General features: G+C 58.3%; 27 protein-coding genes. 17 read left to right on the forward strand and 10 right to left on the reverse strand.

The genetic code is table 11. The features are described 5' to 3' along the window. The 13 genes from PROAA_RS06640 to PROAA_RS18840 all read left to right on the forward strand — a co-directional run. The coding region (locus tag PROAA_RS06640; RefSeq protein ID WP_281182249.1) for a glutamate ligase domain-containing protein at window positions 1-403 on the forward strand (403 nt) is incomplete at its 5' end. 5 nt (window positions 404-408) lie between these two features. Further along, window positions 409-1,794: a UDP-N-acetylmuramoyl-tripeptide--D-alanyl-D-alanine ligase gene (locus PROAA_RS06645; protein WP_186410612.1), complete on the forward strand. Its 1,386-nt coding sequence runs from the start codon at window positions 409-411 to the stop codon at window positions 1,792-1,794. Then, window positions 1,794-2,882: a phospho-N-acetylmuramoyl-pentapeptide-transferase gene (gene mraY / locus PROAA_RS06650; protein ID WP_186410589.1), complete on the forward strand. Its 1,089-nt coding sequence runs from the start codon at window positions 1,794-1,796 to the stop codon at window positions 2,880-2,882. The genes PROAA_RS06645 and mraY overlap by 1 nt, the downstream gene beginning before the upstream one ends. 1 nt (window position 2,883) lies before the next feature. Then, window positions 2,884-4,251: a UDP-N-acetylmuramoyl-L-alanine--D-glutamate ligase gene (murD, locus tag PROAA_RS06655; protein ID WP_186410590.1), complete on the forward strand. Its 1,368-nt coding sequence runs from the start codon at window positions 2,884-2,886 to the stop codon at window positions 4,249-4,251. After that, window positions 4,251-5,411, forward strand: a complete 1,161-nt coding sequence (gene ftsW / locus PROAA_RS06660) for a putative lipid II flippase FtsW (protein ID WP_186410591.1) — start codon at window positions 4,251-4,253, stop codon at window positions 5,409-5,411. The genes murD and ftsW overlap by 1 nt, the downstream gene beginning before the upstream one ends. Window positions 5,412-5,523: 112 nt before the next feature. Continuing rightward, entirely contained in the window at window positions 5,524-6,600 is a 1,077-nt protein-coding gene (gene murG, locus PROAA_RS06665) for an undecaprenyldiphospho-muramoylpentapeptide beta-N-acetylglucosaminyltransferase (protein ID WP_186410592.1), read from the forward strand. After that, on the forward strand, window positions 6,590-7,978 hold the full coding sequence (gene murC, locus PROAA_RS06670; RefSeq protein WP_186410593.1) for a UDP-N-acetylmuramate--L-alanine ligase: 1,389 nt from the start codon (window positions 6,590-6,592) through the stop codon (window positions 7,976-7,978). Before murG ends, murC begins: the two co-directional genes overlap by 11 nt. Beyond that, window positions 7,975-8,892 carry a D-alanine--D-alanine ligase gene (locus PROAA_RS06675; protein ID WP_186410594.1) on the forward strand — a complete coding sequence of 306 codons (918 nt, stop codon included), beginning with the start codon at window positions 7,975-7,977 and terminating at the stop codon, window positions 8,890-8,892. The genes murC and PROAA_RS06675 overlap by 4 nt, the downstream gene beginning before the upstream one ends. A 3-nt stretch (window positions 8,893-8,895) precedes the next feature. Then, window positions 8,896-9,651, forward strand: coding sequence for a cell division protein FtsQ/DivIB (locus tag PROAA_RS06680; RefSeq protein ID WP_186410595.1), 756 nt, complete (start codon window positions 8,896-8,898; stop codon window positions 9,649-9,651). After that, on the forward strand, window positions 9,648-10,877 hold the full coding sequence (ftsA, locus tag PROAA_RS06685) for a cell division protein FtsA (RefSeq protein ID WP_186410596.1): 1,230 nt from the start codon (window positions 9,648-9,650) through the stop codon (window positions 10,875-10,877). The genes PROAA_RS06680 and ftsA overlap by 4 nt, the downstream gene beginning before the upstream one ends. Before the next feature lie 38 nt (window positions 10,878-10,915). After that, a complete protein-coding gene (gene ftsZ, locus PROAA_RS06690; protein WP_186410597.1) occupies window positions 10,916-12,097 on the forward strand; it encodes a cell division protein FtsZ in 1,182 nt (393 codons plus the stop codon). A 179-nt stretch (window positions 12,098-12,276) separates the two neighbouring features. Further along, entirely contained in the window at window positions 12,277-13,218 is a 942-nt protein-coding gene (gene lpxC / locus PROAA_RS06695; RefSeq protein ID WP_186410598.1) for a UDP-3-O-acyl-N-acetylglucosamine deacetylase, read from the forward strand. Window positions 13,219-13,235: 17 nt separating this feature from the next. Further along, window positions 13,236-13,424, forward strand: coding sequence for a hypothetical protein (locus PROAA_RS18840; protein WP_222102137.1), 189 nt, complete (start codon window positions 13,236-13,238; stop codon window positions 13,422-13,424). Here PROAA_RS18840 and PROAA_RS06700 read toward each other — a convergent pair. Further along, a complete protein-coding gene (locus PROAA_RS06700; protein WP_186410599.1) occupies window positions 13,411-13,845 on the reverse strand; it encodes a DciA family protein in 435 nt (144 codons plus the stop codon). The genes PROAA_RS18840 and PROAA_RS06700 overlap by 14 nt on opposite strands. Before the next feature lie 23 nt (window positions 13,846-13,868). Between PROAA_RS06700 and PROAA_RS19275 the strand changes: the two genes are divergently transcribed. The 3 genes from PROAA_RS19275 (at window position 13,869) to argJ (ending at window position 19,028) form a co-directional block, all read left to right on the forward strand. Then, a complete protein-coding gene (locus PROAA_RS19275) occupies window positions 13,869-14,897 on the forward strand; it encodes a M23 family metallopeptidase (protein ID WP_186410600.1) in 1,029 nt (342 codons plus the stop codon). Window positions 14,898-15,009: 112 nt separating this feature from the next. Beyond that, window positions 15,010-17,718 carry a preprotein translocase subunit SecA gene (gene secA, locus PROAA_RS06710; protein WP_186410601.1) on the forward strand — a complete coding sequence of 903 codons (2,709 nt, stop codon included), beginning with the start codon at window positions 15,010-15,012 and terminating at the stop codon, window positions 17,716-17,718. 71 nt (window positions 17,719-17,789) lie between these two features. Next, a complete protein-coding gene (gene argJ, locus PROAA_RS06715) occupies window positions 17,790-19,028 on the forward strand; it encodes a bifunctional glutamate N-acetyltransferase/amino-acid acetyltransferase ArgJ (protein WP_186410602.1) in 1,239 nt (412 codons plus the stop codon). On the opposite strand, the gene apaG is transcribed toward argJ, so the two are convergent. The 4 genes from apaG to PROAA_RS06735 form a co-directional block, all read right to left on the reverse strand. After that, window positions 19,025-19,408, reverse strand: coding sequence for a Co2+/Mg2+ efflux protein ApaG (gene apaG, locus PROAA_RS06720; protein WP_186410603.1), 384 nt, complete (start codon window positions 19,406-19,408; stop codon window positions 19,025-19,027). The two genes, argJ and apaG, sit on opposite strands and share 4 nt — an antisense overlap. Before the next feature lie 268 nt (window positions 19,409-19,676). Continuing rightward, window positions 19,677-20,078, reverse strand: coding sequence for a GlcG/HbpS family heme-binding protein (locus PROAA_RS06725; protein ID WP_186410604.1), 402 nt, complete (start codon window positions 20,076-20,078; stop codon window positions 19,677-19,679). A gap of 113 nt (window positions 20,079-20,191) precedes the next feature. Then, window positions 20,192-20,818, reverse strand: a complete 627-nt coding sequence (locus PROAA_RS06730) for a glutathione S-transferase family protein (RefSeq protein ID WP_186410605.1) — start codon at window positions 20,816-20,818, stop codon at window positions 20,192-20,194. A 65-nt stretch (window positions 20,819-20,883) separates the two neighbouring features. Continuing rightward, window positions 20,884-21,393, reverse strand: coding sequence for a DinB family protein (locus PROAA_RS06735; RefSeq protein WP_186410606.1), 510 nt, complete (start codon window positions 21,391-21,393; stop codon window positions 20,884-20,886). Between the two features lie 699 nt (window positions 21,394-22,092). Here PROAA_RS06735 and PROAA_RS06740 point away from each other — a divergent pair. Next, complete coding sequence (locus tag PROAA_RS06740) at window positions 22,093-22,401, forward strand: hypothetical protein (RefSeq protein ID WP_186410607.1); 309 nt, start codon at window positions 22,093-22,095, stop codon at window positions 22,399-22,401. 68 nt (window positions 22,402-22,469) lie between these two features. Here the strand turns inward: PROAA_RS06740 and PROAA_RS06745 are convergent, their stop codons facing one another. From PROAA_RS06745 to PROAA_RS06765, 5 genes are all read right to left on the reverse strand, one after another. Further along, the gene (locus tag PROAA_RS06745; protein ID WP_186410608.1) at window positions 22,470-23,006 is read right to left on the reverse strand and encodes a DUF924 family protein; all 537 of its coding nucleotides are present in this window, start codon (window positions 23,004-23,006) and stop codon (window positions 22,470-22,472) included. A 47-nt stretch (window positions 23,007-23,053) separates the two neighbouring features. Next, window positions 23,054-23,542: a hypothetical protein gene (locus PROAA_RS06750; protein ID WP_222102138.1), complete on the reverse strand. Its 489-nt coding sequence runs from the start codon at window positions 23,540-23,542 to the stop codon at window positions 23,054-23,056. 27 nt (window positions 23,543-23,569) lie between these two features. Next, window positions 23,570-24,082: an OsmC family protein gene (locus tag PROAA_RS19055; protein WP_186410609.1), complete on the reverse strand. Its 513-nt coding sequence runs from the start codon at window positions 24,080-24,082 to the stop codon at window positions 23,570-23,572. Window positions 24,083-24,180: 98 nt separating this feature from the next. Beyond that, the gene (locus PROAA_RS06760; RefSeq protein ID WP_186410610.1) at window positions 24,181-24,615 is read right to left on the reverse strand and encodes a VOC family protein; all 435 of its coding nucleotides are present in this window, start codon (window positions 24,613-24,615) and stop codon (window positions 24,181-24,183) included. Between the two features lie 80 nt (window positions 24,616-24,695). Continuing rightward, window positions 24,696-25,229: a lipocalin family protein gene (locus PROAA_RS06765; protein WP_186410611.1), complete on the reverse strand. Its 534-nt coding sequence runs from the start codon at window positions 25,227-25,229 to the stop codon at window positions 24,696-24,698. Window positions 25,230-25,418 lie beyond the last annotated feature (189 nt).

Consider the following 25,418-nt stretch of genomic DNA (forward strand, 5'->3'; position numbering starts at 1 on the left):
AAGCGCGCTGCGTGCCCTGCGCGAAGTAACGAAGGCGCGCGGCGCAGCACTGGTTGCCGTTTTTGGATGTGGCGGTGATCGCGACCGCGGCAAACGGGCGCTGATGGGCGAAATCGCGACGCAACTGGCCGACCGCGTTGTGCTGACCAGCGACAACCCTCGCAATGAACAACCTGCGGCGATCCTCGAAGAAATCCGGGCGGGCGCAAAAACTGCTGAGCTTATCGTTGATCGCGCTGAGGCCATCCGCCGAACGATTCTGGCTGCGCATCCAGCCGACGTGATCTTGCTTGCCGGCAAAGGGCACGAGCCGTATCAGGAAATCGCAGGCTTGCGCCGACCGTTCTCGGACGCCGCCGAGGCGCGGTTGGCGCTCGCAGCCAGGCTGGAGAGGAGCCAGTGACCATGATGATGGACCTCCTGTCGGCCGCAGCGGCGATGTCCGGTACCGCTATCGGTCAAGACATCGCTTTCTCCAGGGTATCGACCGACAGCCGGAAGATTGTGCCCGGAGATCTGTTCATCGCTCTACGCGGTGAAAACTTTGACGGCCATGACTTCATTGCCGCCGCCAAAGCGCGTGGTGCTGTCGCCGCAGTCGTGGCTTCCGATACGGTCGAGAAGGAGAACAGCTACGAACTACCGCTGGTTGTTGTGGCCGATACGCGCCTGGCGCTCGGTGCGCTCGCTGCTGCCTGGCGTGCCCGCTTTGCGCTGCCGCTGATAGCCGTGACCGGCAGCAACGGCAAGACCACCACCAAGGAAATGATCGCCAGTATCCTGAAGGTTGTTTATGGCGATGCCGTTCTGGTGACGCAAGGCAACTTCAACAACGACATTGGTTTGCCGATGACGCTGCTCGCACTGAATGCCGGACACCGTGCCGCAATCATCGAGATGGGGATGAACCACCCCGGCGAAATAGCGTATCTGACCAACATAACGCGACCAACGGTCGCACTGGTTACCAATGCCCAGCGCGCGCATCTGGCCGGCATGGGCTCGATCGAAGCAATCGCGACGGAGAAAGGCAGCGTCTATCAGGGGCTGGGTGAAGGCGGTGTGGCGGCAATCAACGATGACGATCCGTGGGCCGATTTGTGGCGTGCGCAGAGTGACGGTCGAAAGGTGCTGAGCTTCGCTTTCGAGCAGTCGGCAGATGTTACAGGACGATACCAGGTCCGGGGTTTGGAAAACCGCCTGACCGTGTTGGTTCAAGGGGAACAGATCGAAGTTTCGCTGGCTCTGCCGGGTGCGCACAACGCGCGCAATGCCCTGGGTGCGGCCACCGCGACGCTGGCCGCTGGCGTTTCTTTGGCGGCTGTGCGGGATGGCCTGATCGCTTTCCGCGGGATCAAAGGCCGTCTGCAGCAGCTTGCCGGAATGAACGGCTCGATCGTTCTCGACGATACCTATAACGCCAATCCGGATTCGGTGCGTGCTGGCATTGATGTTCTGGCGGCAACAGTGGGCAAGAAAATCCTCGTTCTTGGCGACATGGGCGAGATTGGCGACATGACCGGGCAGTTTCACGACGAAGTAGGCGGCTATGCCAAGAGTCAGGGTGTTGATCGTTTGCTGGCGTTTGGGGAGTCGAGCGCATTGGCCGCGCATAACTTCGGCAGCGGAGGGCAGCACTTCAAGAAAGTCGACGATCTGATAGAGACGCTTGTCGGCGAGTTGACTTCGGAAACCACCGTTCTGGTCAAGGGGTCACGCTTCATGCGAATGGAGAGGGTGGTAAGCGCTGTAGCCGATGCCGTCAGCGCTTCGACATCGGGGGGTGACCACTAATGCTGCTGATACTTGCGCAATGGCTCGGACAAGACGTACGCGGATTCAACGTGATCGGCTATATCACCTTGCGTACCGTGTTGGCCGCTATGACGGCGCTGATCATTTCCTTTGTCGCCGGGCCACGCGTGATCCGCTGGCTGGCGGCCAAAAAGATCGGGCAGGCGGTTCGCCAGGATGGTCCGCAGACACACCTTGTCAAGTCTGGTACGCCAACGATGGGCGGTGCGCTGATCCTGATCGCCATCGCGATCACGACACTGCTGTGGGGTGATTTGAGCAACCGCTATATCTGGGTGGTGCTGATCGTCACGCTTGGTTTTGGTGCCATAGGCTGGTACGACGATTGGAAGAAAGTCGTCTATCGCGACCCCAAGGGGTTGCCCGGTCGCTGGAAGTATTTCTGGCAATCCGTGTTGGGGCTGGGGGTGGCCATCTACCTTTCCATGTCGTCGACCGTTCCCGCGCAAATGGAACTGATCGTCCCCTTCTTCAAGACCGTGACTTATCCGCTCGGCGTATTCGGATTCATCACGCTGACCTACCTGGTTATCGTCGGCACCAGCAATGCGATCAACCTGACCGATGGTCTCGATGGTCTGGCCATCATGCCGACCGTGATGATCGCCGCCGCGCTGGCCATCTTTGCTTACGTGGCCGGTAGCGCGGTTTTCTCGAAATATCTGCTTATGCCCTACATCCCCGGTGCCGGCGAACTGGCTGTATTCCTCGGCGCCATGGCCGGCGCAGGGCTCGGTTTTCTGTGGTTCAACGCGTATCCCGCCGAGGTGTTCATGGGCGACGTCGGCGCACTTGCGTTGGGTGGGGCACTCGGTACCGTGGCCGTGATCGTGCGTCAGGAAATCGTTCTCGCCGTCATGGGCGGCGTGTTCGTTGCTGAAACCCTGTCCGTAGCCGCTCAGGTGCTGTACTTCAAATTCACCGGGGGAAAGCGGATCTTTCGCATGGCGCCCTTGCACCACCACTACGAACTCGGCGGCTGGAAGGAGACGCAGGTCGTTGTTCGTTTCTGGATTATCACCATCATGTTGGTGCTGGTCGGGCTTTCCACCTTGAAGATCCGCTGACATGAATCTGCTCGGGAGAAACGTACTGGTCGTAGGCCTTGGCGAGAGTGGTTTGGCCATGGCCAAGTGGCTTGCCCGCCAGGATGCAGTCGTGCGTGTTGCCGACAGTCGCTCGCAACCGCCCAATGAAAAGGCATTGCGCACGTTCCTGCCGGAAGCGCGTTTGTACGCGGGTCCGTTCGATGACGCCGCACTCACTGGAATTGAATTGCTCGCCTTGTCGCCCGGCGTGCCCGTGCAGGAGCCGTTGGTGCAGCAGGCTGTGTCGCGCGGAGTCCCGGTTGTTTCGGAGATCGAGCTGTTCGCCTGGGGTGTTCGACAGATAACACCGCAGGCGAAAATCATCGCCATCACCGGGAGCAATGGCAAGACCACGACAACGGCTCTGGTCGGCGCGTTGTGTTCCGCTGCCGGTCGACGCGCAAGCGTAGCCGGAAATATCGGTCCGTCGGCGCTGGACGCCTTGATGGCCGCGATTGATGCCAATGAGTTGCCAGAAATCTGGGTTCTCGAGCTCTCCAGCTTCCAGCTTGAAACAACACATTCACTCCAAGCCAACGCCGCGACCTTGCTCAACGTCAGCGAGGATCACCTCGACCGCTATTCCGGCATGGACGACTACGTGGCCGCCAAGGAACGCATTTTCAAAGGCCGCGGCGTCATGGTGCTCAACCGCGACGATGATCGCTGTCTCGCTACCGGGCGCTGTGGGCGCAGGATGGTCAGTTTCGGGCTGAATGCCGCACCACGCCCGATCGATTACGGCTTCGTCGATGGCTGGCTGGTGCGCGGGAATGACAGGCTGATTGCCCTCGGCGACCTGAAGCTGGCGGGTTTGCACAATGCAACCAATGCCATGGCGGCATTGGCCTTGTGTGAGGCGGTCGGCATCGATCCGTATTCCGTGCTGCCGGCTCTGGCCGGGTTTTCGGGGTTGGAGCATCGTGTCGATTTCATCGCCGAAATCAATGGCGTCTCGTTCTTCGACGATTCCAAGGGAACCAATGTCGGTGCAACCCTGGCTGCGGTTCAGGGGATGGGCCGCAAGGTCGCGGTCATCCTCGGTGGCGAAGGCAAGGGCCAGGACTTCATGCCACTCAGGTCGGCGCTTGCACGGCATGCCCGTGCTGTCGCCCTGATCGGGCGCGATGCCGGCCTCATTGCGACTGCCGTCGAGGGCTGTGGTGTACCCGTGAAACATTGTGCCGACATGGCCGAAGCTGTCCGCTGGAGTGCCACACAGGCGGCTCAAGGCGATGCCGTACTCCTCTCGCCGGCCTGTGCCAGTTTCGACATGTTTCGCAATTACGCGCATCGCGCGGAAGTGTTCATCAAGGTTGTGCGTGGTCTGGAAAGCGAGGCGGCCTGATGTTGCTTTCACTTGACACGCCTCGCCGGATGCCCGCTGAAGTGGATTTGACTCTTCTATGGAGCAGTCTGATTCTGTTGCTGATTGGAATGGTGATGGTCTATTCCGCGTCGATTGCCATCGCTGAAGCGGGGCACTTCACCGGCAATCATTCAGCCTATTTCCTCATTCGTCACGGCGTATTTCTGGGGGTCGGGCTGGTCGCGGCCGCATTTGTTTTCCAGGTGCCGCTATCGACCTGGCAGCAGCTCTCCCCCTGGCTTTTTGTCGCTGGCTTCGTGCTGCTGGCGTTGGTGCTGATTCCGGGTGTCGGTCGCGATGTCAACGGTGCCCGCCGCTGGCTGTCGTTTGGCATCGTCAATCTTCAGCCTTCCGAGCTGATGAAGCTTTTTGCCGTCCTGTATGCCGCCGACTATACGGTACGCAAGATGCCGCACATGCACGATCTGAAGAAGGCTTTCCTGCCGATGGCGGGCGCCATGGTGGTGATCGGCATCATGCTGCTCAAAGAGCCGGATTTCGGCGCCTTTGTGGTGATCATCTCTATTGCGATCGGCATCCTTTTCCTGGGAGGCATGCGGGCGCGTCTGTTTGGCATCCTGCTCGTCGTGCTGGCTGCAGCCTTTGCTGTGCTCATCATCGCTTCTCCCTACCGTCGTGACCGAATTTTCGGATTCATGGATCCCTGGGCTGATGCCTTGGGACGCGGGTATCAACTATCGCATGCCCTGATTGCATTCGGGCGTGGCGAATGGCTGGGCGTTGGTCTGGGGGCCAGTGTCGAAAAACTGTTTTACCTGCCCGAAGCACATACCGACTTTCTGCTGGCAGTGATCGCTGAAGAACTGGGCTTCGCGGGTGTCGTTCTGGTCATTGTTCTGTTCGGCCTGGTCATCCAGCGTGCCTTCGTGATCGGCCGTCAGGCCGTCGCACTTGAGCGGCTGTATCCGGCACTGGTTGCTCAAGGAATCGGGATCTGGATCGGCATCCAGAGTTTCATCAACATGGGTGTGAACATGGGTCTGCTGCCGACCAAGGGGCTGACCCTGCCACTGATGAGCTTCGGCGGTTCGGGCATTCTCGCCAACTGCATAGCGCTGGCGATTTTGCTAAGGGTCGATTGGGAAAACAGGCAATTGATGCGTGGAGCGAAGTTATGAGTCCTCACGCTTATCCCCAGTTGGCTATTTCGGCGAAGGCTAACTTGCACAGCAAGTTAAGCGCGCAGCGCGGCCGTAGCCAAAACAGGCAGCTCATGCGAGGTGCCAAGCTATGACAAAGACAATTCTCGTCATGGCCGGCGGTACCGGCGGCCATGTATTCCCTGGTTTGGCGGTGGCTGATCTGATGAAGAACCGGGGTTGGAACGTCGTCTGGATGGGTAGTCCGAATGGCATCGAGAACAAGCTGGTTCTGCCGCGCGGTTACGAAATGGCCTGGGTGCGCTTCGCGGCCTTGCGCGGCAAGGGCTGGCTACGCAAGCTCATGCTGCCGTTCAATCTGCTCTCAGGTTTCTGGCAGGCGGCGCAGGCGATACGTCGGATCAAGCCGGATGTCGTGCTCGGCATGGGCGGCTACATCAGCTTCCCGGGGGGAATGATGGCCGCGTTGCTCGCGTATCCGCTAGTCATCCATGAGCAGAATTCGGTCGCGGGATTGGCCAACCGGGTGCTGGCCAAAGTGGCTGACCGAGTGCTCTGCGGCTTCCCGGATACGCTGCCAAAAGGCACCTATACCGGTAACCCGGTGCGTCCCGATATCTCCCGGATGTCGCCGCCTGAGGAGCGTTTTGCCAGCCGCGAACCGACCATGCGCCTGCTGGTTATCGGGGGCAGTCTGGGTGCCGCCGCGTTGAATGAAGTGCTGCCGCAGGGTCTGGCCCTGCTTGCGGAAGATGAGCGTCCGCACGTCGTGCATCAGGCCGGGGAAAAGCATCTGGAACAACTTGAGAAGAACTATGCCGAGGCCGGCATTCAGGCACACTGCGTGGCCTTCATCGACAACATGGCGGGCGCCTATGAATGGGCCGACCTGGTGATCTGCCGGGCAGGGGCATTGACCATTGCCGAGCTGTCGGCAGCGGGTGTGGCGAGCATTCTGGTGCCGTTCCCGCACGCGGTTGACGACCACCAGACATCCAATGCGAAATTCCTCGCCTCCACCGGCGGTGCGATCTTGCTGCCGCAAACCGAAATGACTCCGGAGTCGATCAGCCTTATCCGCAACTACACCCGTGGCCAGCTGCAGCAAATGGCTGAGCGAGCCCGCGCGATGGCCAAGCCCGAGGCAACGGCCGACGTTGCGGGTGTATGTGAAACGCTGTGCAAGAAGACAACCAATGAAACATAAAGTCAAAAACATCCATTTCGTCGGTATCGGCGGTGCGGGAATGAGCGGCATCGCCGAGGTATTGGTCAACCTGGGCTTCGGCGTCAGCGGCTCGGATCTGGCTGACAACGCGACGACCCGGCGCCTTGCCGGACTCGGTATCTCCATTATGGTCGGACACGCTGAACAGAATATTGAAGGCGCTGACGCAGTTGTCGTATCGACGGCGGTCAAAGCCGACAATCCGGAAGTGCTGGCTGCACGCCGCCTCAAGGTGCCGGTTGTGCCGCGTGCTCAAATGCTGGCCGAGTTGATGCGCCTCAAACAGGGAATCGCGATTGCGGGTACGCACGGCAAGACCACGACGACAAGTCTGGTGGCCTCGATTCTGGCCGAAGGTCGCATGGATCCAACTTTCGTTATCGGTGGCCGGCTGAATGCCGCGGGCGCCAATGCGCGTCTCGGCGCTGGGGATTTCCTGGTGGCCGAGGCAGACGAGTCGGATGCGTCCTTTCTATTCCTGTCGCCGGTCATTTCGATCGTGACCAATATCGACGCCGATCATATGGAAACCTACGGCCACGATTTCGGCCGCCTCAAGCAGGCGTTCGTCGACTTCCTGCAGCGGCTGCCGTTTTACGGCGTTGCCGTACTGTGCGTCGATGATCCGAACGTGCGTGAAATCATTCCGCAAGTCTCCAAACAGATCATTACTTATGGTCAGGATGCCTCAGCCAGCGTGCGCGCCGAGAACGTCGTGGCGGCCGATGGCCAGATGAAGTTCGATTGTGTGCGCGTCAACGGCAGCACCAGCCGCTTTCCGGTAACGCTCAATCTGCCCGGCATGCACAACGTTCTGAACGCATTGGCCGCGATTGCCGTGGCCAGCGAAGTCGGTATCTCCGACGGTGACATCATCAAGGCACTGGATGAGTTCACGGGTGTGGACCGTCGCTTCCAGCGTTTTGGCGAAGTGCCGATTGCCGGCGGCGGATGTTTTACGCTGGTCGATGACTATGGACACCATCCGGTTGAAATGAAGGCGACCATCGCTGCGGCACGCGGTGCTTTCCCCGGTCAGCGTTTGCTGCTGGCCTTTCAGCCGCACCGCTACACCCGGACGCGAGACTGTTTCGAAGACTTTATCAGCGTGTTGAACAGTGTCGATGCACTCGTACTGGCCGAAGTCTACGCCGCCGGCGAGTCGCCGATCATCGCAGCGGACGGCCGCGCGCTGGCTCGGGCGCTGCGCGTGGCGGGCAAGATCGAACCGGTATTCGTCGAGAACATCATGGACATGCCACAGGCGATTCTTGATGTTGTTTGCGACGGTGATGTCGTGATAACGATGGGTGCGGGTTCGATCGGCGGCGTACCCGGAAAGCTGGTGCAGCAATGAATGATTTCGGAAAAGTCGCTGTCCTTCTGGGTGGCCGGTCAGCCGAGCGCGAGGTGTCGCTGAACAGTGGTTCGCGTGTGCTGGCGGCGTTGCAGCGAAATGGAATTGACGCCGAGGCTTTCGACCCGGCTGAACGAAAGCTCGATGAACTGGCGGCATTTGATCGCGCCTTCATCGCGCTGCACGGTCGCTACGGTGAAGACGGCACGATCCAGGGGGCACTTGAACTGATGCGCATTCCCTACACCGGGAGCGGCGTGATGGCCTCCGCATTGGGCATCGACAAGTGGCGTACCAAGCTGGTGTGGCGCGCGGTCGGCCTGAGCATTCCCCCGTTCGTCATGCTCGATTCGGGCAGTGATTTCAGCTCGGTCGAGAAGCAGCTTGGGCTGCCGCTTTTTGTCAAGCCGGTCTGTGAAGGCTCGTCAATCGGCGTTTCGATGGTGCGGAATCCCGGCGAGCTGGGAGCTGCCTATTTCGAGGCGGCGAAACATGATCGGCTGGTGATTGCGGAGCAGGGCATTCTCGGCGGCGAATATACCGTCGCCATTCTCGGCGAGGGCGACAAGATGCAGGCACTGCCAATCATCAAGATTGAGCCGGCCACCGATTTCTACGACTACGAAGCAAAGTATTCTCGCGATGACACAGCCTACCGCTGCCCCTGTGGTTTGCCCGAAGCGCGTGAACTGGAATTGCGTTCCCAGGCGCTCGAAGCGTTTCAGGTACTGGGCTGTCGCGGCTGGGGGCGGGTCGATTTTCTGATGGACGATCTTGGCAAGGCTTACTTTCTCGAAGTGAATACGTCGCCGGGAATGACGGATCACTCGCTGGTGCCGATGGCCGCACGCGTCGCCGGCATTTCCTATGACGACCTGGTTGTGCGTGTTCTGGCACAGGCCGCACTGGGATGATCGATGTGGGACAAACCGCAACTGATGACCGCCGTGTCCGATCTGCTCCTGGTGTCAGCGGCGGCCGTATTGTTCGGTGCGCTTGTCGTGTGGGCCGCGCACCTGCCCGTGTTCCCGTTGCGCGAAGTAATCGTCATGCAGGAGTTGCGCGAAGTGCGGCGCAGCGAGGTCGAACAGTCGCTGTCCGACCGGCTGCGCGGGAACTTCTTCAGCATCAATCTGGACGGCGTTCGACGGTCGCTGGAGCAACTGCCATGGATACGACATGTCGACATTCGGCGGCGATGGCCTTCAAGCCTCGAAGTCAGTATCGAGGAACACGTGCCGGCGGCATTCTGGGGGCAGTCAACGGGGCAACTGGTGAATTCTTACGGCGAAGTGTTCGCGGCCGAAATGAATGCCTCGCCGACAGCGCCAATACCCTTGCTCGTCGGCCCGTCCGGCTGGGCTCCGGAGATGCTGACCTACTACCGGGAAGCTGCGGAGATGCTCAAGCCGCTCGGGCGCGTGCCGCAGGAACTGAATGTTTCGCCACGGCTTGCCATGCAGCTCAGGCTGGACGACGGAATGATCGTCGAGTTGGGAAGGCAGCAGGCAAAGGCGCCGCTGCGGGAGCGCCTGGAGCGATTCGTCGAGTACTACCCGAGCGTATTGACCGCCGCCCTGCAGCGACCAAAGGTTGTGGATATGCGATATCCGAATGGGTTTGCGCTACGTGTCGCCGCAGCGCCTGCAATTGAGAACAAAGGGAAGCCATGAGCAGGGATAGCAAGGAAATCATCGTCGGGCTGGATATCGGTACGTCAAAGATCGTTGCCTTGGTCGCTGAAATCAGCCCTGAGGGGCGGCTCAACATCATCGGCATGGGATCGCAGGATTCGAGGGGGCTGAAGAAAGGTGTCGTCGTCAATATCGAAGAGACCGTGGCGACCATTTCGCGAGTGCTGCAGGAAGTCGAGTTGATGGCCGATTGCAAGGTTAAGGATGTTTATACCGGGATTGCCGGCAGCCACATCAAGAGCTTCAACTCGAACGGGATGGTCGCCATCAAGGACAAGGAAGTGACGCCGATGGACGTCGAGCGCGTCATCGAAACGGCGCGCGCAATGCCGATTCCGGCTGACCAGGAAATCCTGCACATCCTGACGCAGGAATTCATCATCGACGATCAGGACGGCATTCGCGAACCGATCGGGATGAGCGGTTTTCGCCTTGAAGTGAAGGTGCATATCGTGACCGGTGCGATTTCCGCCGCGCAGAACATCGTCAAGTGCGTGCGTCGTTGTGGCCTGGAGGTGAATGATCTGGTGCTGCAACCGCTGGCATCGAGTTACGCCGTACTTTCCGAGGACGAAAAGGATCTGGGTATCTGTCTCATCGATATCGGAGGCGGTACGACGGATCTGGCGATCTGGACCCAGGGTGCCATTCGCCACACGTCGGTCATTCCGATTGCCGGCGACCAGATCACCAACGACATCGCCATGGCGTTGCGCACGCCTACACGCGAGGCGGAAGACATCAAGCGCAAATATGGTTGCGCGCTTTCCGATCTGGCGGATTCGGAAGCGGTGCTCGATGTGGCGGGTGTTGATGACCGCCCTTCACGCAAATTGTCGCGGCGGGCGCTGGCCGACGTTATCCAGCCGCGCGTCGAGGAGTTGTTTGAGCTGATCCAGGCGGAACTGCGTCGCTCAGGTTTCGAAGAGGTGTTGTCCTCCGGCATCGTGCTGACCGGTGGTTCGTCGGTGATGCCGGGAATGATCGAGCTTGGCGAAGAAGTCTTTCACATGCCGGTTCGACTCGGAATACCGAAGTATCACGGAGCGCTCGCCGATGTCGTGCAGGCACCGCGTTTCGCTACCGCCAGCGGACTTTTGATCGAAGCGCAAACACAACGAAAACGCGGCCTGAAGGTGCGTGAGAGAAGGGATGTCAAGCAGGTATTCGGCCGGATGAAGTCCTGGCTTGAGAAAAATTTTTAGTCACACTTTTTTATCAGTTTTTTGCGGAGGAGAGAGCCATGTTTGAAATCATCGAAAAGGAAGAAGCCACTAGCGATTGGGGTACCGTGATCAAGGTGATCGGCATTGGCGGCGCCGGTGGCAATGCTGTAGATCACATGATTCGGGAAGGGGTCATGGGGGTGGAGTTCGTTGCCGCGAACACCGATTCCCAGGCACTGAAGCGTAGCGTGGCGCACAAGAAGATCCGCTTGGGCAAGACGGGTCTGGGTGCGGGTGCCAAACCGGAGGCGGGACGCAGTGCCGCGGTGGAAGAGCGTGACCAGATTGCCGAGTCGCTAAAGGGAGCACATATGGTGTTCATTACCGCCGGCATGGGCGGCGGCACAGGAACAGGTGCCGGGCCGATCATTGCGGAGGTGGCGCGAGAGCTCGGTATTCTGACCGTCGCCGTGGTGACCAAGCCCTTCGCTTTCGAGGGAAAGCGACTGAAAGTCGCGGAGGAAGGTATTGCGGAGTTGCAGAAGCACGTTGATTCGCTGATCGTCATTCTCAACGACAAGTTGATGGATGTCCTCGGTGAAGATGTGTCGATGGACGAAGCATTCAAGGCGGCGGATAACGTGCTGCGCAACGCCGTGGGCGGAATCGCCGAAATCATCAATTTCCCGGGTCTGGTCAACGTCGACTTCGAAGACGTACGTACCGTGATGGGCGAGATGGGTATGGCCATGATGGGTTCGGCCAACGCATCAGGGGTCGATCGTGCGCGCATTGCTGCCGAGCAGGCGGTGGCTTCGCCCTTGCTCGAAGGAATCAATCTGTCCGGCGCCAAGGGCGTCCTGGTGAACATCACTTCGTCACGGGGCCTGAAGATGAAGGAAGTCAATGAGGTGATGAATACCGTTCGCGAGTTTGCCGCCGACGACGCGCACATTATCTTTGGCGCAGTTTACGATGAGGCGATGGATGAGGAAATTCGCGTGACGGTCGTCGCCACCGGCTTGGGTCAGGCTCAGGCCAAGAGGCAGAGCTTCGAAGTGATCAATACGCCAGTCATGAAAGCCAATGGCACCAATGGCGGTTTTGCACAAGAAGGCACGACCGGCGTCGATTATGGTCAACTGGACGCGATCCCAGCCGTTGTTCGCAAGGGGCGTAACGCGACCGTCGAAGCATTGGCCAATAGCGGCGTCGATCGCTACGATATTCCGGCATTTCTCAGAAAACAGGCGGACTGACAATGGGGATGCACACCCACTGCCTGCAAGCTTTCGAATTCCGGGGAACTTTTCCCCTGCTGGCAGTGGGTTGGCAACCAGGCTCTTGTCGTCGCGCGTGATTCCGGGAGATGCTTCGGTCAGCCAAATGCAGGACGCGCTTGTGATACAATCGTGAAATTTTCCAATTTATCAAATAGATGCTTAAACAACGCAGCTTAAAATCTTTGATCCGCGCTTCCGGAGTTGGCCTGCATTCCGGCGTCAAGGTCAATATGGTAATGCGTCCGGCAGCGCCCGATACGGGTATCGTCTTTCGGCGTATTGATCTTGATCCAGTGGTCGATTTTCGGGCGTCGGCGCTCACGGTCGGCGATACACGCATGTGCTCGTGTCTTGAGCAGGAGGGACCGCAGGGGAAAATCCGGGTCGGAACCATTGAGCACCTGATGTCGGCCTTTGCCGGCTTGGGTATCGACAATGCGTTTGTTGATCTTGATGCGGCCGAGCTGCCGATTCTTGACGGGTCGGCTTCGCCCTTCGTCTTTCTGATTCAGTCTGCAGGTATCGAAGAACAGCCGGTCGCCAAGAAATTCATTCGTGTAAAACGCCCGATTGAAGTTCGCGAGGCTGATCCTTCGGGAGAAAAATGGGCTCGTTTCGAGCCCTACGACGGATTCAGGCTGACCTTCTCCATCCTGTTCAACCATCCTGCAATCGACCGTACCGGACAGGAGGTGACCGTTGATTTCGCCGAGCATTCGTATGTGAGGGAAGTGGCGCGCGCACGTACCTTTGGATTCATGCAGGAGGTTGAGTGGTTGCGCGAGAACGGTCTGGCGCAGGGCGGTGGTCTGGACAACGCCGTGGTGCTCGACGAGTATCGCGTGCTGAATGCCGACGGACTTCGATATGCCGACGAATTCGTCAAACACAAGGTGCTCGACGCGATCGGCGATCTTTATCTGCTGGGCCATCCGCTCCTGGCCGCCTTTACCGCACACAAGTCGGGCCATGCCTTGAACAACGCGCTGGCCCGTGAGCTGCTGGCCAACCCAGACGCCTGGGAGTATGTATCCTTCGAGGATCAGGCGCAGATGCCTCAGGCCATAGAGCGCTGGATGGCATTGCGAGCCACTTAGTTTCGGAGTCACGAACCGTGTGGCTGCTACGTTTGCTGGCTGTATTGACGGTTATTTCAGTGGCAATTGGCGTGGTACTGTTTTTTCTCACGCGGGATCAAAGGTATCTTCAGTTCGCTTGGCGCCTGTTCCGCTATGCCTTGATTGTTGCATTGCTCGTGTTTGGCCTGCTGATTCTGGAACGGGTCGCAGTCATTCCTTTGTAGCTGCGCGCGCGAGCAAAGTTTCGAGAGCAGTCCGTAACGGGGCGTTCGGGAGCGAGTCGCGCAAGCCTTCAAGCTCCCGCCTGGCCCTTGATCCCAATGGTTTCTGTGCGGATGTCATTGATTGTATGCTTATTTTTCTGGCTTGCACTTTGATTTGAACGCCGTTACACTCAATTCCCCGTTTGCAGAAACCGTCGACCAGCGTGGGCGCCAACTGACGCAACTTGGCAGCGGCCGCGCCGCTAACGGCGTGAATAACAATAGTTCCTGACTTGAAATTGGCCAGGCTGCTTGTCTGGCCCAGGTGTGCCGGCGCAATCTCTTGATACAGATGCGTCAGTTTCATGAGCAGTTTCGCGTGTGCCAGGACTTTTCCGGCACCATCGGCTGCTTCCAGATAGTTTTCGAGGGATTTTTGCATCGGTAACATCGAGGAGGAGCAACTTGCATATTATTCTCGTCTCCAATCGACTGGCAACCGCCAAGACGTTGAATCTATCGTACCGCACCTTGTTGGCGTTGCTTTCAGGCGTCATCATCCTGGCCTTTGCCACCTCGTTCCTGTTTTCGTGGGTCGGTGTTCGTTTTAACATGCCTTTTGCTGCCGAACTCGTGGCGGCTGTGCAGCAGGTACACAATCGCAAGACCGAAGAGTACATGCGGTACAACGTTTCTTCGATGGCGGTCAAGCTGGGTGAGATGCAGGCGCAATTGATTCGCCTCGATTCGCTCGGGGAGCGGATATCCAGGCTCTCGGGTGTAAAGCCAGCAAAGCCCGAGGCAATCGACAAATCCGGTCAGGGTGGGCCGCTCGTCTATTCAGTTCAGCCGCATGCGGCCGATGAACTTCAACGCGACATCGACAGGTTGGCCGAGATCGTCGAGCAACGCAGCGAAACACTGACTGAGCTTGAGTCGCAACTCATGGAGCGGCGCATCAAGAACGCACTGCTGCCGACAATGCTGCCAATCAAAGCCGAGCATGTGGGTTCGACATTTGGCTATCGTGTCGATCCGATCGCCGGCGTCAGGGCCATGCACGAAGGGATCGATTTTGTCGCTGACAAGGGGACGCGCGTCATTGCTTCTGCAGGGGGTGTGGTTCAGGCGGCCGAGTATCATCCGCAGTACGGAAACATGATTGAGATTGACCATGGCAATGAGTTCTCCTCGCGCTATGCCCATCTTTCGAAGATCGATGTCAAGGCCGGGCAGATCGTAAAGCGCGGTCAGGCCATCGGCGCCAGCGGCAATACGGGTCGCTCCACAGGCCCGCACCTGCATTTCGAAGTGCGCTTCAAAGGCGTTGCGCAAAACCCGGCGCGTTTCGTTCGTCAGAGCACGCAGATGGCGCTCAATTCCCCGCTGGCTGCAAGGCCGGTTCCACTGCCTGAAAAAAGAATAGCGCCCCCGGCGAATACAGCGAACACGCCGAATACACGGGCCACTGCCACCTTCAGCGCGCCTCGATAAGGAATCATCCGGGAGTCCGAAATGGCCGGCATTCCGGGGAGTTTTTCCGGAACCGCTGCATGGGTTGCGCGTGATAGAATCCCATCCTTTATGTGCTTCGACTGTTCCCAGAATGATTCCCGGCCTACTCAAGAAATTTTTCGGCAGCCGCAATGATCGGCTGATCAAGCAGTATTCTGCGGCCATCCGTAAGATCAATGCGCTGGAAGCAGGCATCAGCGCGCTTTCAGACGATGACCTGCGTGGCAAGACGGCCGAGTTCAAGGCCCGCGTGGCCAATGGGGAAGAGCTTGATGCGTTGCTGCCGGAGGCCTTTGCCGTTGTTCGCGAGGCGAGCAAGCGTTCGCTCGGCATGCGTCACTTCGATGTCCAATTGGTCGGTGGCATGGTGCTGCATGATGGCAAGATCTCCGAAATGCGGACCGGTGAAGGCAAAACGCTGGTCGCTACCCTGCCGGCCTACCTCAATGCGCTTGCCGGCAAGGGCGTGCATATCATTACCGTGAACGATTATCTGGCCAGTCGCGATTCCGAGTGGATGGGGCGTCTTCATCGTTTCCTCGGGCTGACGGTCGGCGTCAATCTGTCGCAGATGGCGCATGATGACAAGCAGCTAGCCTATGCAGCCGATATCACTTACGGTACCAACAACGAATTCGGCTTCGACTACTTGCGCGACAACATGGTCTACACGACCAGGGAGCGCGTGCAACGCAAACTGAGCTATGCCATCGTCGACGAGGTCGACTCGATCCTGATCGACGAGGCGCGCACTCCGTTGATCATTTCCGGTCAGGCGGAGGATCACACGGATCTCTACGTGCGTATGAATCAGGTAGCACCCCTGCTGGTGCGCTGTCAGGAAGAGAACGGTCCCGGTGACTACTGGGTCGACGAAAAGGGCCATCAGGTCCTGATGACCGAGGAAGGGCACGAGCACGCCGAAGAAGTTCTCGCCCGCGTCGGTTTGCTGCCCGAAGGCGGCAGTCTGTACGATTCGACCAACATCCTGCTGATACACCATCTTTACGCCGCCTTGCGCGCACATAACCTGTTCCTTAAGGATCAGCAATACGTGGTGCAGAACGGTGAAGTCATCATCGTTGACGAATTCACCGGGCGCCTGATGTCCGGACGCCGTTGGTCTGACGGCTTGCACCAGGCGGTTGAGGCGAAGGAAGGGGTCAAAATACAGAACGAGAACCAGACGCTGGCCTCGATCACCTTTCAGAACTACTTCCGCATGTATGGCAAGCTCGCCGGAATGACCGGTACCGCAGATACCGAGGCTTACGAGTTCCAGCAAATATACGGTCTCGAAACAGTAGTGATCCCGACCAACGTGCCGATGAGGCGTGTTGACAACAACGACCAGATCTTCCGTACCTCCAAGGAAAAGCACGAGGCTATCGTTGCCGATATTCGCGCTTGCCAGAAGCGTGGTCAGCCGGTGCTGGTGGGTACAACGTCGATCGAAAATTCCGAACTCCTTTCGACGCTGCTCGATAGCGAAAAACTGACTCATCAAGTGCTCAATGCCAAGCAGCACGCCCGCGAAGCCGAGATTGTCATGCAAGCGGGCAGTCCGGGAATGATCACCATTGCGACCAACATGGCCGGTCGCGGCACCGACATCGTGCTGGGTGGGAGTATCGAGAAGCAGCTCGCGGCGATACGTGATGACGAGGCGATGGATGCCGCCGCCAAAGAGGAAAGGATTGCCGCGCTGCGCAGCGACTGGCAGAAAGTGCACGATCAGGTGGTCGCTTCCGGCGGGCTGCACATCATCGGTTCCGAGCGCCATGAATCGCGCCGGATCGATAACCAGTTGCGCGGCCGTTCCGGTCGTCAGGGCGATCCGGGCTCATCGCGTTTCTATCTCGCACTGGACGACGCATTGCTACGGATTTTTGCCGGCGACCGACTGAAGTCGATCATGGAGCGCCTGAAGATGCCGGAAGGCGAGGCGATCGAGCATCCGCTGGTGTCGCGCTCGCTCGAATCGGCCCAGCGCAAGGTTGAAAGCCGCAACTTCGATATCCGCAAGCAATTGCTTGAATATGATGATGTGGCCAACGATCAGCGCAATGTCATCTATGCGCAGCGCAACGAGCTGCTCGAAACCGATGATATATCCGAGACCATCACCGCCATGCGCCAGGGTGTCCTGTACGACACGTTCAGGCGTTATGTTCCCGCGGAAAGCGTTGAAGAACAATGGGACCTGCCGGCATTGGAAAAAGAACTGGCTTCCGAGCTGCTGTTGCAGGTGCCGATCGTCGAGTGGTTCCGAAATGAGCCGACTCTGGGTGATGAGGCGATGCTTGAGCGCATCATTGAGCAGGCCGACGCGGCTTACGCGGCAAAAGTCGATCTGGTCGGCGCTGAGAGTTTCCATCAGTTCGAACGCAATGTGATGTTGCAGAGTCTGGACACCCACTGGCGCGAGCACCTCGCCGCGCTCGATCACCTGCGGCAGGGCATCCACCTGCGTGGTTACGCGCAAAAGGATCCAAAGCAGGAATACAAGCGTGAAGCCTTCGCTCTCTTTCAGATGTTGCTTGACAACGTGCGGGTCGAAGTCAATCGGCTGTTGATGACTGTCCAGGTTCGCGCGGAAGACGTCGAAGAGTCGGCACCGCACGCTGAGGTGCAGAACGTGAAGTACCAGCATGCCGACTACGATGAGGCGCTCGGTTCGAACGACGAGGAAGAAACCAGGGTTCAACCGATTCACGCCGGACCGAAAGTCGGGCGAAATGACCCCTGTCCCTGTGGCTCGGGCAAGAAATACAAGCACTGTCACGGCAAATTGAACTGAAGGAGCTTGCCGGCTGGCCTGGCGTCTTGTTCCGGCTCAGCCTAACGTTCACTTAGCGTTCAAGGATGTTTATGCCCGTCAACTACACCACCCCCTCACCCGAAACCCTTTTTCCCGTTGCTGGCATTCGTCTTGGACTCGCCGAAGCAGGTATCCGCAAGCTCGATCGGCGTGATTTGACGCTTGTTGCGCTGGATACGGGGTGCACGGTGGCCGGAGTGTTCACGCAAAACCGCTTTTGCGCAGCGCCGGTTCTGCTTTGCCGCAGTCACCTCGAATCCGGCAGCGAGATTCGTGCGCTGGTCATCAATACCGGTATTGCCAATGCGGGGACAGGCGAGTCCGGCCTGCAGGCCGCGCAGGAAACTTGCGATTCAGTCGGACGGCTTATGGGCGTTGACGCCAGTCAGGTGTTGCCCTTCTCGACTGGCGTGATTCTCGAAGCACTGCCCGTCGACCGGCTGATCGCCGGGCTGCCACGTTGCTTCGGGGATCTCAAGGCCGATAACTGGCACGCCGCTGCACACGGCATCATGACCACCGATACGGTGGCCAAGGCGGCCTCCCGGCAGGTCGAAATCAATGGCAGAACCGTCACCGTCACCGGCATCAGCAAGGGAGCCGGCATGATCAGGCCCAACATGGCGACCATGCTCGGTTTCGTGGCGACAGATGCCGGCGTCGCCGAATCGCTGCTACAGCAACTGGTTCGCGAAGCGGCTGACGCGTCCTTCAACTGCATTACCGTCGATGGCGATACATCGACCAACGATTCCTTCATCCTGATGGCTACCGGAAAATCCGGTGCCGAGTTTGCCGATGACACGGCGCCCGGATATGCCGAACTGCGCGAGGCTGTGACCGGGGTCGCGCTCGAACTCGCACAGGCGATCATTCGCGATGGCGAGGGCGCCACCAAATTCATCACCATCGCCGTCGACGGTGGCAAGGATCGCGAGGAATGCAAGCGTGTCGGCTACGCGATCGGTCATTCGCCGCTGGTCAAAACCGCGTTCTTTGCTTCCGACCCCAATCTCGGCCGCATACTCGCCGCCATTGGCTATGCCGACATTGCCGGGCTTGACGTCGACGGTGTTCGTGTCTGGCTGGGTAGTGAGGATGGAGAGGTTCTGGTCGCCGAGAAAGGCGCACGCGCCGACTCGTACCGCGAGGAGGACGGTGCACGCATCATGAAGGCGGCGGAGATCACCGTTCGCGTGGACCTTGGCCGCGGCGAAGCTCGCGGCAAGGTCTACAGTTGCGACTTGTCGTACGAGTACGTGAAGATCAACGCCGACTACCGGAGCTAGTGCAGTACACGCGGGATAGCCAGCGTAAACTCGGGTATCACCGCCTCAAATTGCGTACCGTCTTCCGCTGTCATTTGATAGCTGCCGCGCATGGTGCCGACCGGCGTATCGAGCTGGCACCCACTGGTGTATTCAAACTTCTCTCCCGGTTGAAGCAGCGGCTGATGCCCGACTACGCCAAGGCCGCGCACTTCCTGAACCCGTGCGTTAGCGTCGGTGATGATCCAGTGACGAGAAATCAATTGTGCCGGAACGGTGCCAACATTCTCGATGGTTATGGTGTAAGCGAAAACGTAGTTTTCTTTGGTGGGGTCGGATTGATCGGCAATAAATTGCGGAACGGCGCTTACGGCGATCTGGTATTTCTTGCTTTCGGCCATGGTGTTCAGACGAAAATGAGTGAATGGAGCATTGCACACCAAAGTGGCGCAAGAGGCAAGTGCAAGCCGGACAGTTCTATTTGTTGCTAACAGTGCAAGCCGGGCATACTCGTTCTACCCGAAGCGAGCAAAGCGCGCTTGAGCAGACGGCTTGTCCTGCTGGATGGCCAGTAAGCAGAATTCTCGTGCGGCGCTGAAACCGGGGTGCCGATACGCGGGGCCGGCCCGTGACGAAATCAACTTCAGAAGCAGTTGCAGTATCGGACAACTATCCGTTCAATGCCGCTACACCGGCCTGGGCGACCGACGCATCTTCGCCGGCCTTGACACCGGACACGCCGACTGCGCCAATGATCATTCCATCGACCACGATGGGTTCGCCGCCCTCGAGGGGAACGACCGGCATGGCCAGCGCGGCGTAACGGCCGTTGTTCACCATGTCTTCGAAGGCTTTGCTCGGCTTGCCGGTGAGTACGCAGGTGCGCGCCTTTTCCGGAGCCACGGCGGCGCTCATCAGCGGCGCGCCATCCATGCGCTGCAGCCACAATGCATGGCCGCCGGCGTCACAAATCGCGATACTTACCGACCAGCCGTTGGCAATCGCTGCCGCCTCGGCAGCGGCGGCGATACGTTTCACATCGTCAAGGGTTAATGCCTTGGTGTCTTTCATTGGTTTCCTCCTGTTTCGCTTACCTGATGGCTGTTGCTCGGATGATCAAGCTACCGTGGACGCCTATTGTGCTGGAGTCCCGTGCAAGACAACGATTTCCCGCCCGATGTCGGTCAGGACTTGCGGCTTTTCAGATAATCTTCGTTGATGCGGTTTGCCTGCAGTGCGGCCGGACGCGCATTGATTCGCTCAACATAGGCTTCAAACAAAGGGCGCTTTTCGATGGTGCCGAACATCAGGCCCCAGCCGAGTTGCGCACCAAGGTAGACATCAGCCGCGGTAAATTGCCCGCCACAGATGTAAGGTCCGGGCGTGAGCGCCTTCTCAAGGGTATCGATCGTTTCGCTGTAGCTGCCAAAACCTACAAAAGCATTCTTTCCCTCGGGTACTTGCCAGCTCAAGGTCTTAGCGGTAACGGCCAGCTCAAGCGGTCCGGCCGCGAAAAAAAGCCAGCGGAAATACGTGGCGCGATCAGCATGGTTCAACGGAGGTATCAGATTCTTCTCCGGAAAACGGTCGGCAAGATAGGCGCAAATTGCGGCCGTTTCCGTGACTATCGCGCCTTCGTGTGTGAGGGCGGGAACCTTGCCCATCGGATTCACTGCGAGATATTCGCTGCTCTTCATCGTCGTGCCGTATTCCAGCCAGACGGTTTCGTACGGCAAGCCTATCTCTTCGAGCATCCAGTGCACGATGCGTCCGCGCGATTGTGGGTTGGTATAGAAAACCGGTTTATTCATGAAGGTGTCTTTCCTCGGGATAGCAAAACAGCCCAACGTTCGAATGCATTCCGTCGCGGTTTCCGTCAGTACGTTTGCACAACATCGCGAATGAACACGGAAAGGTCAGTTGCATCAGGCGTGACGCCAGCCTGATGAATCATATCGCCAACAAAGCCGCGGTGGTAGCTTGCATGATTCACGACATGCAGAATAATCTCCTGGCACGTCATCGCGCCTCGTCCGCCGCCGATGAATTCAAAGTGAATCGTCCGGTCGACTTCATCGGGCGTCAATGCATCGGCGAACTCGACATACCACGCATCAAGCGTCCGCACTGCGTTTCGGAGTTCGTCGAGCGGTGGATGGCCTGGCGTGTTACGCGCGGTGTAGCCGTGCTCCCGACCCCGCAGGTGCGCCTGGAACACGGCGTCGATAACGTACACGTGGTTCAACGTGTGCACCATATTTCCGAATGGTGTCACACGCTGCCGGATCACTTCCTCGTCGGGGAGTTTGCTGACCATCGAGAAGATTGCTTCGTTCGCCCATGCCTTGTAGCGCGTGAGCATTCGGACATGCTGTGTGCCGGACATGAGCCTCCCTAGTGGTTTGCAGGAATTGTCGCAATCGATTCAAGCGTGCGCACATTCTCCCATAGTGTGGGCGGGGGCCGGCCCTTGGCCGCCGAGATTCGCCGTGGCTGCCTGCAGAAATCCGTTCGAGGGTTCGACACCCGTTCGGTGATAGCGAGCAATTGTCCACAATCGTCGCGTACAGTGCTCCAGCACCGGATCTCACATCCAGCCACCTTCGTGCGGCAATAATTTTCAGCCATGAGAGGAACTTCGCGGTGACCAAACGGCTCCAACGGCCGGCACTTCTCGTAGGGGTTCCGACGCTCCCAGGTATCGGACGCGTCCGCGCTATTCATGGCACCACCTCGCGATAAAAGAGCAAGAAGGGCTATTTGCACATCGTGCTTGTGCAACACAATGAAACAGAGCAGTTTTCCCGGCGACGTCGGTCCAATACACAGATTGTCACAATCGGTTCGTAAAATCGTCAGAGTGGTGTTCATGTCCAGGCGTTTGTAGCAAGCGCCGGGCGCAAAAATTTAGCGGAGATCCCCTTGACAACTCGTTGCATCACGATCCGGCTGATCGTGTCTATTTGCGTCGGCTTCGCGCTCGGCGCTTTGAGCTCCAGACTCACTACGGCGTCTCTGAAGCCCGATGTATCAATGACCATATCGGTCAGCCAGGCCAAAACACAGACACTACAGGAACGCAATCATGAGTGCTGATTTCGACTCTGAACAACGCATACTGTCGCCCGCCCGGCGCGCGCGGCGTAGCCTCGTGGCCTTGGTCATCATCATGCTTCTCGTGGTGGGTTCAAGCGTGGGAAGCGATTGGGCGCAAGACAACGTATTCCTTACGAGCGGCCCGGATGGAAAATCAAGTCTCTATTACCATCCGCCATTCAGCACGCCTGGTACCCTGGTTGCCCTGTTGGGTCCCACGCCGAACAATTTGACCGAGGCAGGCATGAAGGGAGTTGCGGCAACCTTTGAGTCCGCTACCGGCAAGCAAGTTCGCTAATCTGGCTCAGTGCCAACGGCTAAATCAAGCCTTGCCACTTTCATGGCCGTTCGCCGGGTGGCCGAAAGCTAGAACCGTGAGCCGGGCTGCTGTAGGAACTCCAACTCTTCCGGTGTCGACTCGCGCCCGAGAACCATATTTCGATGGGGGTAGCGTCCGAAGCGGTCGATGATTGCCTTGTGCCTGAGTTCGAACTTGTAGCTGTCGTCCAGCCCGAGGGAGGCAAAGAGCTGTTCGGCGTGTGCGTGAATGACGCGGGACTCACTGTGCATGAAAGGCATGTACAGAAACGCTCGTTGTTGACCGGGGAGTCCTTGATCGTGAGATCCGGCCACAGCCTCTTGCGCCAGGACCAAGGCCATCGGATCGCTCGCGAAAGCTTTCGCCGTCTTGCGGAAGAGATTGCGCGAGAACTGGTCCAAGACGATGACTTCGGCGAGGCGCCCGCGGGGCGACGCACGCCACTCAAACAGTTCGCCCAGTGCGGCAGCGCTGTGAACGGCGCCAAAACGCCTGGCGATAGCGGCGTTGAACGCCGAGTCTGCCTTCCACCACATGCGCGGTGACGTCTCAACGAACCAGAAATTCAGGATTTCGTCGTGCACGATCGAGTGTCCCCAATGCAGCCCACGGAACCGTATAAGCGCTGATTCTATTCCGCTCTTGCGTCGGGGCCATGTTCGGACAACTGAGCGCCAAACCACCGATGAATTGCCGTCAGCAAATGAATGTTCGAGGTATGGAAGACAATCTCCGCGCCATCAGGGATGGCCGCGTAGGTAACCTTGATTTGCGAGGCGCCGCTTTTGAGTTCTTTAATGCCGGGCATGTCCGAGCCGTGAAGCATTGCCGGATCCGAATAGTTACCGCGCTGAAAATTCTCCGCCTCATGCTTAAGGTGCTGACGGATCAAGGCAATCTGATCCGCAGCGTCTGGATTTTTCGCCACGACTCGCTGCACGCCACCAGTCTCCGTCATCTTGAAGACGTGCACAGTCCGGGCCATATCGAATGGCATCACGCTGTGTGACATCTGATGTACGTGTTGCTGTACGGTTTGAGCAAGTGCACCGGGGCAGCCGAGCAAGGCAAGGGGTATGCTCAGGATTGCCAAACGAACGTGAAACGGGGCAGGAGTCATAATGGCTTTTCTCGATGACAGAGGCGTTCAGCCTGTGGCGAGCTTGCGGGTGACGGACAGCGCTGGTGGATGCGCCAGCGTCTGGTACACAACACAGTACCGCTCCGTCAGTCGCAGGAGGGTGTCGAGTTGCTCTTCCGAGGCGTCGGTATCGAGCGTGAACTTCAAGCGTATGTTCTGGAAACCAACGGGGACATCCTTGGACAGACCCAAGGTTCCGCGGAAATCGAGATCACCTTCGGCTAGCAGCGACGCATCTCGCAGTTCGATGCCAAGCGCCGTAGCCACCGCGTTCAGCGTTACCCCCGCGCAAGCGACCAGCGCTTCGAGCAGCATGTCGCCCGAGCACGCGGCCTGCCCGCTTCCACCAGTGGCCGGATGCAGCCCGGCGACGACAAGCGCCTTGCCCGTTTCGATCTTGCAGCTCACACCTTCGCCGATGCGGCCTTCCGCGTGCAGAGTGACCAGCGCGGCGTCCGGGGTCTCGCGATAGCGTTCCTTCAGCGGAGTCTGGACAGACCGCAAGTCATCGGCATTCATATGGATAGACCTCCTGACGATTGATTTGTGACGACCAAAGAATGAAATGAGCCCCCTCGATTCAGGAGGCATCGGATATGTCTGATTGGGCACACACCCTAGAGGTCAAATGGAGCCCCCTGTGCCACAGCTTCCGGCCGCTGCTTCCAGACGTCCGACGCGTCGATATACAGCTCTATCATATTGCCATCGGGGTCATTGAAGTAAATGGATTTGGCCACCTCGTGATCGTACGCGTCGACCTTGAGCCCTGTCGCTTCAAGGTACAGCTTCGCCTCGCGAAGCTCGTCGATGTGGCTTCCGATCTTGAAGGCGACGTGGAAGAGCCCTGGTGAATCCTCGGGCGCGTCCGGCGTACCATCGCCGACCGCCTTTATGGCGAAGTCGTGATGATTGCCCAAAGTAAAGAAGGTCATTGAAAACGAAGGCAATCGAGCTGCGATTGGCATTCCGAGAAGCCCGTTATAGAAGGCTTCGGCGCGTTCTTGATCGCGCACCTTGATCACTACGTGCCCAAGTGACTGGATCTTCATGTTTGCGCCTTTCGCGTGAAACGGGAATGGTTGGCTTGCATTGCATCGTCAGATCGCGCGCTCGTATGCAGAGCGGCTATTCAGTGAGGCTGACTTGCGAGCGATTTGTCTTGATCGACAAAAATCAATTTGCTTGTGTCAAAGCCCGATGCTGCCGCTCTTGCTGTGAGGATATCCTGTAGCTCTTTGCTGATTTTCGGTCCCCTGGCCAGAATCCATAAGTAGGATTTATCAGGGCCGGATACGAGTGAGTATTGATAATTCCCATCAAGTTCAAAAACGATATACGAGCCATAAAAAGGGCCAAAGAAAGAGACCTTCAGGTATCCCTGATCCGGATTGGTAACGAAATATGCTTTTCCTTCAGCTTCTTTCCGTGAATCATCTTTGGCAGAGTAGCCCCGGTTCAATACGCTGACACCGCCGTCATCCCTCAAACCGTATTCTGCTGTTACCTGGCTCAAACCTCGTTCAAACGAATGATCCAGCCGCGCAATTTCGTACCATTTCCCCAGATACTTCTCCAGTTTGAAATTATCAACCGGTGTCACATCTTCAGGGATGCCCGTACACCCCATCATGAATATAACCAATGCAATTGACAGTTTCTTCATCTGAAAAGTCTCTTCAAAGCGTGGTCCGAGGCAACCCCCTGGGATGGCTCGCCCGCAGCACCCTGACTTTAGCGCCGGCTCACCCGTCGGCCTTGCTGCCAAGGCATCAAACCATTGAGGTCCAGGCCAGCACAGTCTGCTCCCGATTATTCGCGAACGTGCCTTGCGGCGCGGCCGACGCTATTTCCT

Source organism: Candidatus Propionivibrio aalborgensis, from assembly GCF_900089945.1.
Classification (GTDB): Bacteria; Pseudomonadota; Gammaproteobacteria; order Burkholderiales; family Rhodocyclaceae; genus Propionivibrio; species Propionivibrio aalborgensis.

What these genes read in the sequence shown, in the direction of transcription:
- ftsA (WP_186410596.1), top strand. Translation starts at nt 9,648, where the DNA reads ATGAGCAGGGATAGCAAGGAAATCATCGTCGGGCTGGATATCGGTACG.
- murG (WP_186410592.1), top strand. Translation starts at nt 5,524, where the DNA reads ATGACAAAGACAATTCTCGTCATGGCCGGCGGTACCGGCGGCCATGTA.
- PROAA_RS06760 (WP_186410610.1), bottom strand. Translation starts at nt 24,615, where the DNA reads ATGAAGATCCAGTCACTTGGGCACGTAGTGATCAAGGTGCGCGATCAA.
- lpxC (WP_186410598.1), top strand. Translation starts at nt 12,277, where the DNA reads ATGCTTAAACAACGCAGCTTAAAATCTTTGATCCGCGCTTCCGGAGTT.
- PROAA_RS06645 (WP_186410612.1), top strand. Translation starts at nt 409, where the DNA reads ATGATGGACCTCCTGTCGGCCGCAGCGGCGATGTCCGGTACCGCTATC.
- mraY (WP_186410589.1), top strand. Translation starts at nt 1,794, where the DNA reads ATGCTGCTGATACTTGCGCAATGGCTCGGACAAGACGTACGCGGATTC.
- PROAA_RS06680 (WP_186410595.1), top strand. Translation starts at nt 8,896, where the DNA reads ATGTGGGACAAACCGCAACTGATGACCGCCGTGTCCGATCTGCTCCTG.
- ftsW (WP_186410591.1), top strand. Translation starts at nt 4,251, where the DNA reads ATGTTGCTTTCACTTGACACGCCTCGCCGGATGCCCGCTGAAGTGGAT.
- PROAA_RS06700 (WP_186410599.1), bottom strand. Translation starts at nt 13,845, where the DNA reads ATGCAAAAATCCCTCGAAAACTATCTGGAAGCAGCCGATGGTGCCGGA.
- PROAA_RS06735 (WP_186410606.1), bottom strand. Translation starts at nt 21,393, where the DNA reads ATGTCCGGCACACAGCATGTCCGAATGCTCACGCGCTACAAGGCATGG.
- ftsZ (WP_186410597.1), top strand. Translation starts at nt 10,916, where the DNA reads ATGTTTGAAATCATCGAAAAGGAAGAAGCCACTAGCGATTGGGGTACC.
- PROAA_RS06765 (WP_186410611.1), bottom strand. Translation starts at nt 25,229, where the DNA reads ATGAAGAAACTGTCAATTGCATTGGTTATATTCATGATGGGGTGTACG.
- PROAA_RS06740 (WP_186410607.1), top strand. Translation starts at nt 22,093, where the DNA reads ATGAGTGCTGATTTCGACTCTGAACAACGCATACTGTCGCCCGCCCGG.
- argJ (WP_186410602.1), top strand. Translation starts at nt 17,790, where the DNA reads ATGCCCGTCAACTACACCACCCCCTCACCCGAAACCCTTTTTCCCGTT.
- apaG (WP_186410603.1), bottom strand. Translation starts at nt 19,408, where the DNA reads ATGGCCGAAAGCAAGAAATACCAGATCGCCGTAAGCGCCGTTCCGCAA.
- PROAA_RS06730 (WP_186410605.1), bottom strand. Translation starts at nt 20,818, where the DNA reads ATGAATAAACCGGTTTTCTATACCAACCCACAATCGCGCGGACGCATC.
- murD (WP_186410590.1), top strand. Translation starts at nt 2,884, where the DNA reads ATGAATCTGCTCGGGAGAAACGTACTGGTCGTAGGCCTTGGCGAGAGT.
- PROAA_RS06675 (WP_186410594.1), top strand. Translation starts at nt 7,975, where the DNA reads ATGAATGATTTCGGAAAAGTCGCTGTCCTTCTGGGTGGCCGGTCAGCC.
- PROAA_RS06725 (WP_186410604.1), bottom strand. Translation starts at nt 20,078, where the DNA reads ATGAAAGACACCAAGGCATTAACCCTTGACGATGTGAAACGTATCGCC.
- PROAA_RS19055 (WP_186410609.1), bottom strand. Translation starts at nt 24,082, where the DNA reads ATGAATGCCGATGACTTGCGGTCTGTCCAGACTCCGCTGAAGGAACGC.
- secA (WP_186410601.1), top strand. Translation starts at nt 15,010, where the DNA reads ATGATTCCCGGCCTACTCAAGAAATTTTTCGGCAGCCGCAATGATCGG.
- PROAA_RS06750 (WP_222102138.1), bottom strand. Translation starts at nt 23,542, where the DNA reads ATGACTCCTGCCCCGTTTCACGTTCGTTTGGCAATCCTGAGCATACCC.
- murC (WP_186410593.1), top strand. Translation starts at nt 6,590, where the DNA reads ATGAAACATAAAGTCAAAAACATCCATTTCGTCGGTATCGGCGGTGCG.